General features: G+C 67.7%; 11 protein-coding genes. 3 read left to right on the forward strand and 8 right to left on the reverse strand.

Features of this window, described 5'->3' with window-relative positions:
- Nucleotide 1: 1 nt before the first annotated feature.
- Complete coding sequence (gene dhaK / locus ABIB54_RS04815; protein ID WP_354574396.1) at nt 2-1,000, reverse strand: dihydroxyacetone kinase subunit DhaK; 999 nt, start codon at nt 998-1,000, stop codon at nt 2-4.
- A 184-nt stretch (nt 1,001-1,184) separates the two neighbouring features.
- On the opposite strand from dhaK, the gene ABIB54_RS04820 reads away from it, so the two are divergent.
- Entirely contained in the window at nt 1,185-1,802 is a 618-nt protein-coding gene (locus ABIB54_RS04820; protein WP_354574397.1) for a fasciclin domain-containing protein, read from the forward strand.
- A gap of 398 nt (nt 1,803-2,200) precedes the next feature.
- Here the strand turns inward: ABIB54_RS04820 and sucD are convergent, their stop codons facing one another.
- From sucD to ABIB54_RS04835, 3 genes are all read right to left on the reverse strand, one after another.
- A complete protein-coding gene (gene sucD, locus ABIB54_RS04825; RefSeq protein WP_354574398.1) occupies nt 2,201-3,085 on the reverse strand; it encodes a succinate--CoA ligase subunit alpha in 885 nt (294 codons plus the stop codon).
- A 14-nt stretch (nt 3,086-3,099) separates the two neighbouring features.
- Nucleotides 3,100-4,263 carry an ADP-forming succinate--CoA ligase subunit beta gene (sucC, locus tag ABIB54_RS04830; protein ID WP_354574399.1) on the reverse strand — a complete coding sequence of 388 codons (1,164 nt, stop codon included), beginning with the start codon at nt 4,261-4,263 and terminating at the stop codon, nt 3,100-3,102.
- Nucleotides 4,264-4,439: 176 nt separating this feature from the next.
- On the reverse strand, nt 4,440-5,855 hold the full coding sequence (locus tag ABIB54_RS04835; protein ID WP_354574400.1) for an RNB domain-containing ribonuclease: 1,416 nt from the start codon (nt 5,853-5,855) through the stop codon (nt 4,440-4,442).
- Nucleotides 5,856-5,906: 51 nt separating this feature from the next.
- Here ABIB54_RS04835 and ABIB54_RS04840 point away from each other — a divergent pair, with 51 nt between their 5' ends.
- Complete coding sequence (locus ABIB54_RS04840; protein WP_354574401.1) at nt 5,907-6,659, forward strand: oxygenase MpaB family protein; 753 nt, start codon at nt 5,907-5,909, stop codon at nt 6,657-6,659.
- Nucleotides 6,660-6,666: 7 nt separating this feature from the next.
- Here ABIB54_RS04840 and ABIB54_RS04845 read toward each other — a convergent pair whose 3' ends face one another.
- From ABIB54_RS04845 to ABIB54_RS04855, 3 genes are all read right to left on the reverse strand, one after another.
- Nucleotides 6,667-6,963 (reverse strand): hypothetical protein, encoded by a 297-nt coding sequence (locus ABIB54_RS04845; protein WP_354574402.1) that lies wholly within the window; start codon nt 6,961-6,963, stop codon nt 6,667-6,669.
- Between the two features lie 141 nt (nt 6,964-7,104).
- Entirely contained in the window at nt 7,105-8,178 is a 1,074-nt protein-coding gene (locus tag ABIB54_RS04850) for an alkene reductase (protein WP_354574403.1), read from the reverse strand.
- 227 nt (nt 8,179-8,405) lie between these two features.
- Nucleotides 8,406-10,844, reverse strand: coding sequence for an ATP-dependent helicase (locus tag ABIB54_RS04855; protein ID WP_354574404.1), 2,439 nt, complete (start codon nt 10,842-10,844; stop codon nt 8,406-8,408).
- 110 nt (nt 10,845-10,954) lie between these two features.
- Here ABIB54_RS04855 and ABIB54_RS04860 point away from each other — a divergent pair, with 110 nt between their 5' ends.
- Entirely contained in the window at nt 10,955-12,376 is a 1,422-nt protein-coding gene (locus ABIB54_RS04860; RefSeq protein ID WP_354574405.1) for a dihydrolipoyl dehydrogenase family protein, read from the forward strand.
- Nucleotides 12,377-12,395: 19 nt separating this feature from the next.
- On the opposite strand, the gene ABIB54_RS04865 is transcribed toward ABIB54_RS04860, so the two are convergent.
- Nucleotides 12,396-12,773 carry a hypothetical protein gene (locus ABIB54_RS04865; protein ID WP_354574406.1) on the reverse strand — a complete coding sequence of 126 codons (378 nt, stop codon included), beginning with the start codon at nt 12,771-12,773 and terminating at the stop codon, nt 12,396-12,398.
- Nucleotides 12,774-12,820: the final 47 nt, after the last annotated feature.

Below are 12,820 nucleotides of genomic sequence, written 5' to 3' on the forward strand. Positions count from 1 at the left end.
CCTAGACCCCCCAGCGCAGGCCGGCAGTATTCACCGGAGCGTCCCAGAACTTCAGCATGTCGTCATCCGCCTTCAGGATCGTCACCGAGCAGCCCGCCATATCGAGCGAGGTGATGTAGTTGCCGACCAGGCTTCGGGCCACGGTGACACCGGCCTTGTCCAGGATCTTCTTCACCTCTCCATACATGAGGTACAGCTCGATGAGCGGGGACCCGCCCATTCCGTTGAGCATCACGATGGTCGGACCGTCGGTGAAGTCGAGGTCGGCAAGCACCGGCTCCACCAGCTGCTGGGCGATGGATGCCGCGGGCGCGAGGGGCACGCGGTGGCGGCCGGGCTCGCCGTGGATGCCGACGCCCATCTCCATCATGTCGTCCGGGATCTCGAAGGTCGGCTTGCCGGCCGAGGGCACCGTGCAACTCGTGAGGGCCATCCCCATCGACCGGCCGGATTCGTTCACCTTGCGGGCGAGCGCGGCGACCGCGGCCAGGTCCTGGCCGGCCTCGGCCGCGGCCCCGACGATCTTCTCGAGCAGGACGGTCACGCCGACGCCACGTCGGCCGGCCGTCCAGGTCGAGTCCTCGACCGCGACGTCGTCGTTCGTGACGACGGTCTCGACCTTCACCCCGGCATCCGCCTCGGCGAGCTCTGCCGCCATCTCGAAGTTCATCACGTCGCCCGTGTAGTTCTTGACGATGTGCAGAACGCCGGCGCCGGAGTCGGCGACCTTCGTCGCCTCCTGCATCTGGTCGGGGGTCGGGCTGGTGAACACCTCACCGGCACACGCGGCGTCGAGCATCCCGAACCCGACGAATCCGCCGTGGAGCGGTTCGTGGCCGGATCCGCCTCCCGAGATCAGGGCGACTTTGCCCTGCTTCGTCGGTTCGCCGCGGTAGATGATGCGATTGACATGGTCGACCCGCAGTTCGGGATGCGCGGCCTCGACTCCCACGAGGGAATCGGCCAGGACGTTCTCGGGGTCGTTGATGAGTTTTTTCACGGGTAAGCCCTCTTCCTTGAGTATTCCTGACACTCACGCTAGACCCGCGCCGGGTGCCGCGCCAGAGCGCAGCGGTCGCTGCGAGAAAGTCGCGGCCGGGTGCATCCGATCGGGCCCTTTCGGCGGAACTAACTGGTGATAAGGACCGTTTCCGCCCACCCAGGGCCACACAAAGGAGTGCATCATGAAGAACCGTCTCATCGCCACCGTCATCACCACCGCCGCCGCCGGAGCGCTCGTGCTCGGCAGTTCCATTCCGGCATCCGCCTCCGTACCCTCCCATTACGGTCCGCCAGCCCCGAAGGGATCGATCGTGGATGTCGCGGTCGCCGCCTCAGGCGGAGGAACCCCCGACAGCAATCCCTACGACTACGACCTCCTCGTGCAGGCGCTGACGGCCACCGGGTTGGTTCCCGTGCTTGCCGACACCAGCCGCAAGTTCACCGTATTCGCGCCCAACGACCTCGCTTTCGAGCGTCTCGTGCAGGATCTCACCGGGGTCGCACCCACCAGCGAGGCGGCCGCGCTCGCGACCATCACGAGCGCCCTCACCATCGACCAGATCAAGAACGTGCTGCTCTACCACGTGGTCGCCGACCGCAAGCTCGGCCCGATCAGCGTGCTCACGGCCCGGTCGCTGACCATGGCCAACGGAGGCGTCGTGAAGCCGCGGGGCATCACGCTGCGTGACGCGAACCCGGCGTTCCAGGACCCGCGCCTCGTGCTCTCCGGGATCAACATCCAGGCGAGCAACGGTGTGATCCACACGATCAACCGCGTGCTGCTGCCCGCCGTCATCTGACGCTCGGGCGGTCTGCTCCGGGGCCCCGATTTAAGGGGGCTGAGTAAAGGGGCCCGGGGTATCGCCCTCCGGGGTATCGCGCTCCGGGGCCCCGGTCCCCGCGACTCCGAGCCCTGAGAGATCGACTCGGGAGTCGTTGCGACCTCCTGCACCCCAGAAGTCGCATCTACTCCCGAGTCGATTCCGGGGGGACTCGGGGGCGGCGAGGTCCGCCGCGCAACCGCCGAGTGGACCCGGGGGCGAGGTCCGCCGCGCAACCCCCGCCGGATGCCCGACCCCGGTTAACCGACGGAAGGCCAGCCGAGGCTGGCCTTCCGGGTGCTGATTGCGCCGGGTGCTGATGGCGCCGGATGGTGATGGCGCCGTGCAGCGGGAGAAAAGACCCGCCGAAGAGGCGACTACAGCGCGGCGAGTACCTCGCGCATGAGCGTGGCGGTCTCGCTCGGCGTCTTGCCGACCTTGACCCCGGCGGCCTCGAGGGCCTCCTTCTTGCCCTGCGCGGTGCCCGCTCCGGAGGAGACGATGGCGCCGGCGTGGCCCATCGTCTTGCCCTCGGGCGCGGTGAAACCGGCGACGTAGCCGACGACGGGCTTGGTGACGTGCGCCTTGATGTAGTCCGCGGCACGCTCCTCGGCGTCACCACCGATCTCACCGATCATGACGATCGCCTTGGTCTCGGGGTCCGCTTCGAACGCGGCGAGCGCGTCGATGTGGGTGGTGCCGATGATCGGGTCGCCCCCGATGCCGATGGCCGTCGAGAATCCGAGATCGCGCAGCTCGTACATCATCTGGTACGTGAGCGTTCCCGACTTCGAGACGAGTCCGATCGGCCCCTTTCCGGTGATCGTCGCGGGAGTGATGCCCACGAGCGACTCCCCCGGTGTGATGATGCCGGGGCAGTTCGGTCCGATGATGCGGGTCTTGCCGGAGGCCTTGGCCGTGGCCCAGAACTCGGCCGAGTCCTGGATCGGGATGCCCTCGGTGATCACGACGACGAGCGGGATCTCGGCCTCGATGGCCTCGAGCACGGCATCCTTGGCGAAGGCCGGGGGGACGAAGACGATGGAGACATCCGCTCCGGTCTTCTCTATGGCCTCGGCGACCGTACCGAAGACGGGCAGCTCCACGTCGCCGTGGGTGACGCTCGTGCCGGCCTTGCGGGCGTTCACGCCACCGACGACCTGGGTGCCGGCCTTCAGCATGAGGGCGGTGTGCTTGGTGCCCTCACCGCCGGTGATGCCCTGCACGATGACCTTGGAGTCCTTATTGAGGAAGATCGACATTTCTCTGCAGTCCCTTACTTCGAAGCCAGTTCGGCAGCCTTGGCGGCGCCGTCGTCCATGGTGTCGGCGAGCGACACGAGCGGGTGTGCGTATTCGGCGAGAATCGCGCGTCCCTCCTCGACCTTGTTGCCGTCGAGACGAACCACGAGGGGCTTGGATGCCGTCTCGCCGAGCGTCTTGAGCGCTCCGACGATGCCGTTGGCCACCGCGTCGCACGCGGTGATGCCGCCGAAGACGTTCACGAACACGCTCTTCACCTGCGGGTCGCCGAGGATCACGTCGAGGCCGTTGGCCATGACCTCAGCGGATGCTCCACCGCCGATGTCGAGGAAGTTGGCCGGCTTCACGTTGCCGAAGTTCTCGCCCGCATAACTGACGACGTCGAGCGTGGACATCACGAGGCCAGCACCGTTTCCGATGACTCCGACCTCGCCGTCGAGCTTCACGTAGTTGAGTCCAAGCTTCTTGGCCTTCGCCTCGAGCGGGTCCTCGGAGTCGGTGTCCACGAGTGCCTCGTGGTTGGGGTGACGGAACTCCGCGTTCTCGTCGAGCGAGACCTTGCCGTCGAGGGCGACGATGTCCCCGTCTTCGGTGATCACGAGCGGGTTGACCTCGACGAGCGTGGCATCCTCCCCCTTGTAGACCTCGTAGAGCTTCACGAACACGGGAGCGACCTTCTCGACGATGTCGGCCGGGAACTTGCCCGCGATCGCGATCTCGGTGGCCTTGGCGAGGTCGATGCCGGTGAGCGGGTCGATCTCGATGCGAGCGAGGGCCTCTGGCCGCTCGACGGCGAGCTCCTCGATCTCCATGCCACCCTCGTAGCTCGCGAGAGAGAGGTAGCTGCGGTTCGCGCGGTCGAGCAGTACGGAGAAGTAGTACTCCTCCTTGATGCGGGCTCCGGCGGCGACCATGACCCGCTTGACGGTGTGGCCCTTGATGTCGAGCCCGAAGATGCCTTCGGCGGCAGCAGCCGCATCGTCCGGGTTGTGGGCGACCTTCACGCCGCCCGCCTTGCCGCGTCCGCCCGCTTTGACCTGCGCCTTGACGACGACCGTGCCGCCGAGCTTCGTCGCGGCCGCGCGCACCTCTTCCGGCGTGTCGGCGATGATTCCGGCGAGTACCGGCACTCCGTAGGATTCGAAGAGATCTCTGGCCTGGTACTCAAATAGATCCACGCTGCTGTGTCCAATCCGCAGTTCGTATGTCTGATGTGGCGGCAAGTCTCTCGATATCGAGATAGCTCGACATCAAGATATTTGGGCCACCAAGCACTCTACCCCCGGCCGCTCGGGAGCTTGGCTCGAGGACGGCGACCGCGGCGGAAACTTTGGGGGTTTTTACGCTCTGAGATTCAGACCGAGAACCGCACTGTACTCGTCGGGATGTCCGCCGCCACCAGGGTCGCTCGCACCCGGCTGCCCGCCTCGAGCTGTCCGCTGCATTCCGCCGCCACCGCCGGGTCCGCCAGCTGGATGACGCCTCCGCCTCGCCGAGCGGAGATCACCGTCGCGTCGAAGACCTCGCCCACCCGTCCGCGCAGCACGGCGGCCTCGACCGCGTCGATCGAGCCCCGGCCGAGACGTGAGGCGATGCCGTCCGACGCAGCCATGACAGCCGGGATGGCCGGCAGCGCACTTCGAACCCAGGACGGAACCGGATGCCCGGCCACGAGCGCCTCGCAGATGACGAGCACGAAGCGGTCGACGAGGCGCCGCAACGGCGCAGTGGTGTGCGCATAGGGCGCACCGACCGCGGCCTGCAGTATGACCTTCGGGGCGTCGCCGTCGAAGACCGCATAGCCGGCGCCGCGGAAGAGCGAACCGGCAGCATGGATGATCGCGAGCTGTTTCGGGTCTTCCGAGTCCAGGGTGCGCAGGTATTCGCCGTAGGCGAGCTGCGGCGCCCACGGCCAGCCGAGTGCCACGGTCTGTAGCCGGAAACGGTCGATGGCTGCGGCATCCGGGGCAGGCATGGTGCGCAGGATGCCGACTCCGCCCTCGATCATGATGCCGGCCGCGGCCATACCGGTCATCAGGGAGAGCTGGGCGTTCCAGTCCTCGACCGCAAGTGACCGGCGGCGCTCGAGCCGGTAGACGTGATCGACCTCGGTGACCTCCTGGTCGGCGCGGTTGAGGCTCGCCCCGCCGCGCTTCCTCTCGAGCAGGATGCGCTTCTCGCCGACCTCTCGCAGCAGCTGCAGTGATTCGTCGGCAGTTCCCGCATCGATCTCCCGCTGCGCTTCGGCGTAGTCGCACTGGCGGATGCTGCGAATGCGAGCGCGAGCGACGGTGGCGACGATCACGTCGGCGGCGGCGTCGAGCGTGAAGTCCCACACGAACGCGCCGCGCACCTCGCCCGGCAGCAGCGACGCGGCATCCTCACTGATGACCGTCGGATGCAGGGGGATGCGGCCGTCGGGCGCGTACATGGTCTGACCGCGCCGGCGGGCCTCCGCGTCGATCGGGCCGTTCGGCGCCACGAAGGCCGGCACATCGGCGATGGCGTACCGCACGCGGTATCCGTCGACGCTGCGCTCGAGGTGGAGCGCCTGGTCGAGGTCGGTCGCGCCAGGGGGGTCGATCGTGATGAACGGGATCTCCGTGCCATCCACTTCCGGCAGCACCTGGTGGGCGATCACGGATCGCGCATCGGCCTCGACCTCCGCGGGGAATTCCGAGAACAGCCCCAGCTCCGCGCGCAGCTGGGCGAAACGCTCGGCGAGCTGACCGGATGACGGAAGCACGAGGCGCACTGAAGACACGGTCATGCGCGTCAGCCTACGTGCCAACACTCATGGGGCACGGCGCACAATGGACGGATGAGACCCGTGGCGCTCCCCGACATCGGCGCCGAGGCCGTGCTGCTCGCCGGTGGCGGTCGCGCGATCCTGCTGCAATTGGCGAAGCCCGCGGTGGGTCACGCCGTCGCCGACCACAGCGACTTCGCCGCCGACCCGCTCCGGCGGCTACGCAACACATTGACATACGTGTACGCACTCGTCTTCGGCACCCCGCAGCAGGTCGCGGCGGTGACGGCGATGGTGCAGCGCGCCCATGCGCCGGTGCGGTCCGAAACCTACGATGCCTCGGATGCCGAGCTGCAGCTCTGGGTTGCGGCCACACTCTACGAGACGGCGACCACGCTGCACGAGCGCGTGTTCGGCCCCCTCGACGCGGCATCCGCCGAGCGGGTCTACCGGGACTACGCGGTCGTCGGTACCGCTCTCGGCATGCCCGCGGCTCTCTGGCCCGCAGACCGGGAGGCCTTCAGTCGCTACTGGCAGCGACAGTTGGCGGGGCTCGAAGTCGACGACCGGGTTCGAGAGGTCTCGGTGCAACTGCTGCGACCGGCATCCGGTCCCCTCTGGATGCGAGCGCTGATGCCGATCGCGCGCCTTGCGACCGCCGGCTTGCTGTCTCCCGCGCTGCGCGAGGCCTATGCGCTGCCCTGGGACGACCGCCGCCAGCGCCGCTTCGATCGCCTCATGGATGTCACGGCACGCCTCTATCCGCGGCTGCCAGCCCGGCTGCGGCACTGGCCAAAGAACCACCTGCTCAAACGACTCGGCTGACGACCGTTCAGTCGCCGGATCCGAAGAGTCGCCAGAGCAACATCAGCGCCAGCGGCACGGCTCCGCCCAGGATCATCCCCGAGATGCCGAGGAGGAAACCGGCGAGTGAGATCCGCGAGCCCCGAAGGGTCGGATCCCGGCGCAGGGTGCGCCTCGACACCAGTCCGAGCACCAGCGCGACGACCCCGAGCGGCAGAGTCGCGACGACCATGAGAGGAATCGCCGCAATCGACAGCACTCCCACCGTGAGCGCAGCGATCGCCGTGCCCGGAACCGGCCGAGCATCGACCAGACTTTCGCTCATATCCCGGATGATACAACCGCTGCTGAGCACACGGCAAGCGTCAGAACTGGCAGTTGATGCTGCGGCAGCGGAGCTTTCACAACATCAACTGCCAGCCCTGATGCGGACCGGTGCCGCCGTGGGCTACACGGCAGCACCGGCTCAGACCGCGAGGGCGGGGTAGTCCGTGTAGCCCTCGCCGGTCGCACCGTAGAAGGTGCTCGGGTTGGGCTCGTTGAGCTCGCGGTCGTCGCGCCAGCGGGCGACGAGGTCGGGGTTCGCGATCGCCTGGCGGCCGACGGCGACGACATCCGCGTGGTTCGCCTTCACGAACTCCATCGCCTCGTCGCGGGTGGTCAGCTGGCCGAATCCGCTGTTCACCATGAGCGGGCCGCCGAAGCGGGCGCGGAGGTCCTGCACGAGCTCGCCGGCCGGATCGCTGTGCAGCACGCTGAGGTAGGCGAGGCCGAGCGGGGCGATGCCATCGATCAGAGCGTCGTAGGTGGCCTTGGTCTCCGCCTCATCCGTCTCGAAGACGTCCTGGATGTTGTGCGAGGGCGAGATGCGGATGCCCACCCGATCCGCTCCGACAGCTTCGGCGACGGCCGTCACGGTCTCGATTCCGAACCGGGCGCGGTTGGCGGGCGATCCACCGTAGGCATCGGTGCGCACGTTGGACACGGGCGAGAGGAACTCGTGCAGCAGGTATCCGTTCGCGGAGTGCACCTCGACGCCGTCGAAGCCGGCCTCGATCGCATTGCGGGCGGCCTGCACGATCTCCTCGGTCACGCCGGGGAGTTCGTCGGCCTCGAGGGCGCGGGGCTCGGGGTAGCGCTTCTTGCCCAGAGGAGTGTGCGTCTCCCCGTCGATCGCGACGGCGCTCGGAGCCACCGGGGTGAGCCCTCCGATGATCTCGGGATGCGTCACGCGGCCGCCGTGCATGAGCTGCATGACGATGATTCCGCCCTCGGCGTGCACGGCTTCGGTGACCCGGCGCCAGCCGGCGATCTGCTCGGGGGTGACGATGCCGGGCTGGCCCGGGTACGCGCGGCTCACCGGGCTCGGGAAGGTGCCTTCGGTCACGATGAGGCCGAGAGTGGCGCGCTGCCGATAGTGCTCGACGAGCAGGTCGTTCGGTACCCCGGCGTCACCGGCACGCAGCCGGGTGAGGGGCGCCATGACGACACGGTTGGACAGGGCGAGGGCCCCGAGGTTCACGGGCGCGAAGAGTTGCACGGCACTTCCTTCTGGACTGGTGAGCTCTGAACTGCAGAGCAGGACCTGATCGAGAACGGGGATGCGCCCCCGATAATTCCCCTCCCCCAGGACTCACATCATTCAGGAAGGTGTGAGGCGGGAGTGGCCAGAGTGCGTGATGCGTTCCCACAAGAGTCATTCCGCCCCTTCAGCCCCGCGCCTTCCTGAATGATGAGAGGCACAGCGGAGGCAGAGGGACGCGCCGGCTAGAGCTTCTCGATGGGCGCCAGTTTGATCAGCAGGCGCTTGCGCCCGGCGGTGTCGAACTGCACCTCGGCGATCGACTTTGGCCCGATGCCGGTCACCCCGGTCACCCGACCGTCACCGAAGTCGATATGGCGGATGCGATCCCCCGCCGCCAGCGTCAGGTCGCCGTTGTCGCGCACCACGTTCGTCACGCGATTCGCCCACTGGGTCTTGGGCTGCGCCGCTCGCTCGGCACGGGCGGCGCGGGCGAGAGCAGTCGCCCCCGGTCCACTGGACGCGCCGTAGCCAGAGCCCAACGCCGGGGCATCCTCCGCACCGAATCCGCCACGGCGGGCGTTGAGCGCGCGCGGTTGGGTGCCGCCGCGCGAGGTGGCCATGCCAGGCGACTGGCGCCAGTCGATGAGCTCGGGCGGGATCTCCTGAAGGTAGCGCGACGGCATGGCGACGGAGACCTCGCCGAACTGCGCCCGGGTCATGGCGAGCGACAGGTAGAGCTTGCGGCGCGCGCGCGTGATGCCCACGTAGAACAGTCGACGTTCCTCGGCGGGCCCGCCGGGCTCGTTCGCCGACATCCGGTGCGGGAGCAGGTCTTCCTCTATGCCGGTGAGGAACACGGCCTCGTACTCCAGGCCCTTCGCGGTGTGCAGCGTCATGAGCGACACGGTGCCGCTCGAGTCGTCGATGTCGTCGGCCGCGGCAACGAGCGAGGTCTCGGTGAGGAAGTCGAGCAGCGTGCCATCCGGATTGTTCTTGTTGAACTCCTTGGTCACTGCGACGAGCTCCTCGATGTTCTCGGCGCGGGCCTCGTCCTGGGGGTCGCGGGATGCCCGAAGCGCCTCGACGAGTCCGGTCTTGGTGATGAGGGCGGTGAGGATGTCGGCGACCGCTGCGGTGTCGGAGGTGAGTGCTACCTCGTCGAGGATCGCGCCGAGGCCGAGGATCGCCCCGGTGATCTTGGGCCCGAACCCCATCTCATCCGCATGGCGCAGCGACTCCCGCAGCGTGATCCCGTGCGTCTCTGCGTAGCGCTGCAGGGTCGCTTCGGTGACGCCACCGATGCCACGCTTCGGGGTGTTGAGGATGCGACGCAGGGCCATGGGGTCCGCCGGATTCGCGATGGCGATGAGGTAGCCGAAGGCATCCTTGATCTCGGCGCGTTCGTAGAACTTGGTTCCGCCGAGCACCCGATAGGGCAGCGCCGAGCGGATGAAGATCTCTTCCAGAGCTCTCGTCTGGGCGTTGGTGCGGTAGAAGACGGCGATGTCGCGGTACTCGATGTTGCCGGTGGAATGGAGCTCGGTGATCTCGTCCGCGATGAACTGGGCTTCGTCGTGCTGGCTGTACCCGGTGAAGCCCACGATCTTGTCGCCGTCGCCGACAGTGGTGAAGAGCTTTTTGTCCTTGCGGTCGAAGTTGTTCGAGATCACCGCATTGGCCGCGCTCAGGATGTTCTGCGTCGAGCGGTAGTTCTGCTCGAGCAACACCACCTTGGAGTTCGGGAAGTCGCGTTCGAACTCGACGATGTTGCGGATGTCCGCGCCGCGGAAGGCGTAGATCGACTGGTCGGAATCACCGACGACCGTGAGCGATGCGGGTTCGAGGTGCTTCGTGGGGTTGCTGAGCAGCGACCCGTCGAACCCGGTCGCGCCCCCGAGCAGATCGGTGCGTGGCGGCTGCGTCAGCTCCCGGATCAGGGAGTACTGCGCGTGGTTCGTGTCCTGGTATTCGTCGACCAGGATGTGCCGGAAGCGCCGCTGGTAGAGCGCGGCCACCTGCGGGAAGGCCCGGAACAGGTAGACGGTCTGGCCGATGAGGTCGTCGAAGTCGAAGGCGTTGGCGCTCTGCAGGCTGCGCGTGTACTCGCGGAAGATGTCGAGGAACACCCGCTCGGCGGGATCATTGAAGTTCGCCCCGCGCGCGTAGGACTCCACGTCGTTCAGCTCGTTCTTGAGCTTGGAGATCTTGCCCGCGACGCTCGAGACGGTGAAGCCGAAGGTGTCGGCATCCAGGTCCTTGATGATCCGCTTGATCAGCGCACGGGAGTCCGCCGAGTCGTAGATCGTGAAGTTCTTTCCGAAACCGAAGTGCTCGGCCTCCCGGCGCAGGATGCGCACGCAGGCGGAGTGGAAGGTCGAGATCCACATGCCCTGGGAGGCCTGCCCGAGGATGGCCTCGACGCGCTCGCGCATCTCTGCGGCGGCCTTGTTGGTGAAGGTGATCGCGAGGATCTGCGAGGGCCAGGCATCCTGGCTCTCGATCAGGCTCGCGACCCGCCGGGTGAGCACGCTGGTCTTGCCCGATCCGGCACCCGCGACGATGAGCAGGGCATGGCCGCGGTACTCGACGGCTTCGCGCTGCTGGGGATTGAGGCCGGCGAGCAGTGGCGACTCTCTCGGCTCGGAACGCGAGGGCTCGGCCGGATCCAGGATGAAGGTCATAACCGACCCAATTGTAGGGCGAGGCACCGACGGTTCTGCGAAAGTGCTGATGGGCGAGGGGCTCGATCGGGATCGCCTCTAGCCTGAGACCGAGCCCCTTGGAGAGAACCGTGCCCGCATCCCCCATTGATCGTGACTTCGACGTCGTCGTCATCGGAGCCGGGCCCGCCGGCACAGCCGCCGCCATCCGGGCCGCCGAACTCGGCGCCCGGGTCGCCGTGCTCGAAGCGGATCGCACCGGCGGCACCTGCGTGAACACCGGCTGCGTGCCCACCCGTGTTCTCGCCCGAACCGCCCGTATCACCCGCGAGATGCGCACCGCCGGATCGTGGGGAATCACCCTCACCGAGCAGTCCCTCGACTGGCCGGAGACCGTCGCCCGCGTGACCCGCACAGTGGACCGGGTGCGCTCGATCAAAGCCGAGGCTGGTCGATTCGCGGCCGCCGGGATCGAGCTGATCCTGGAGGGCCGCGCGCGATTCTCCGACGCCAACACCCTGGTGCTCGACAGCGGTCGCGTGGTCACCGCCGACGCGGTGATCATCTGCGTCGGCGGGCACTCCCGCCGGCTGCCGATCCCCGGGGCGCACCTCGCGACCGTTCCGGAAGACATCCTCTCCCTGCCGGAGCTGCCCGCTCGCCTCGCCGTGATCGGGGCGGGCAATACCGGGGCGCAGCTCGTGACGGTGTTCAACTCCTTCGGCAGCGCCGTCACCGTGCTGGATGTCGCGCCCCGCCTTCTCATGGCATCGGATGCCGCGATCGCCGAGGCCGTGAGCGAGGCCTTCGTGCAACAGGGCGTGTCCGTCCGCACCGGTGTGGATGGCGTCGACGGCCTCTCGCGGGCCGCCGATGGCTCGATCAGCCTGAGCTGGCGAGAGGGCGGGGTCGAGACATCCGCCGACTTCGACGCCGTGATCATGGCGACCGGCTGGCCCGCGGATGTCGACGACCTCGGCCTCGAGCATGCGGGGATCACACCGGCCCGGTCGGCGATTCCCGTTGACCAGTACTTCCGCACGGCCGTGCCGCACATCTTCGCGGTGGGAGATGCGAACGGGCGGGACATGCTCGTGCAGGCCGCGCACTTCGAGGGCGAGGCCGCGGCGGAGAACGCGGTGCTCGACGCGAATCGACGCACCCCGCATCACCTGCTGCCCGCCGGCGGGTTCACCGACCCGGACTACGCGGGTGTGGGACTCACCGAGGCAGTGGCTCGAGAGCGGGATCCGCACTGTGTAGTCGCACGAGTCGATTACTCCACGCTCGACCGAGCCGTGATCGACGACCGGGAGCGTGGATTCCTCATGCTCATCTCCGATCGCCGCCGCGAGCTGATTCTCGGGGCGCACGCTGTCGGCGAGAACGCGATCGAGGTGGTGCAGTCGGTCACCACGGCGATGGCGGCGGGCATCGACGTGGCTACCCTCGCGAACGTCAAGTTCGCCTACCCCACCTACAGCGCGGTGATCGGGCTGGCCGCACGGGCGTTGCTGACGCAGCGGAAGGAGCCGATACCCGCTCTTCAGTGACGCCCGCCGGTGCTTCTGGTCAGTGCGGCGTGAGGCCAGTCCAGTTGAGCGGAGGCTGGCCATTCGGGGTCGGTGCCCCCGGGTTGTCGAAACGCGGGTTGGCTCGGCCGGCGGAGGACTGCGCATCGCCGGTGCTCGCGCGTCGCTGCGTCTGGATGCCGACCACGATGAGCGTGATGCCCGAGACCAGCGCGACGACGCCCACCGCGACATCGATCGTTGCGATGGTGGAATCGATGGAGGCCATGGCGAGCGCGATGATCGACCGGGGCACGAGCCACCAGGATCCGATGACCGCGAGCGCGCCCAGCGCGATCAGAAGCCCAGCGTTGCGGCGGCCACGGAGCCGTAGCTCGTCCTGGTGCAGCGCACGGTCGATGCGGTCGAGAGTGTCCATATCGTGAGAGTACTTCGCTTGTCCCCGGCTGTCGAGGATTTCGATTC

This window comes from Frigoribacterium sp. UYMn621 (genome assembly GCF_040549525.1).
Taxonomy (GTDB): domain Bacteria; phylum Actinomycetota; class Actinomycetes; order Actinomycetales; family Microbacteriaceae; genus Lacisediminihabitans.

Coding starts and splice junctions, on each gene's coding strand:
- ABIB54_RS04820 (WP_354574397.1), top strand. CDS start 1,185: ATGAAGAACCGTCTCATCGCCACCGTCATCACCACCGCCGCCGCCGGA.
- sucD (WP_354574398.1), bottom strand. CDS start 3,085: ATGTCGATCTTCCTCAATAAGGACTCCAAGGTCATCGTGCAGGGCATC.
- ABIB54_RS04835 (WP_354574400.1), bottom strand. CDS start 5,855: ATGACCGTGTCTTCAGTGCGCCTCGTGCTTCCGTCATCCGGTCAGCTC.
- ABIB54_RS04840 (WP_354574401.1), top strand. CDS start 5,907: ATGAGACCCGTGGCGCTCCCCGACATCGGCGCCGAGGCCGTGCTGCTC.
- ABIB54_RS04845 (WP_354574402.1), bottom strand. CDS start 6,963: ATGAGCGAAAGTCTGGTCGATGCTCGGCCGGTTCCGGGCACGGCGATC.
- ABIB54_RS04855 (WP_354574404.1), bottom strand. CDS start 10,844: ATGACCTTCATCCTGGATCCGGCCGAGCCCTCGCGTTCCGAGCCGAGA.
- ABIB54_RS04865 (WP_354574406.1), bottom strand. CDS start 12,773: ATGGACACTCTCGACCGCATCGACCGTGCGCTGCACCAGGACGAGCTA.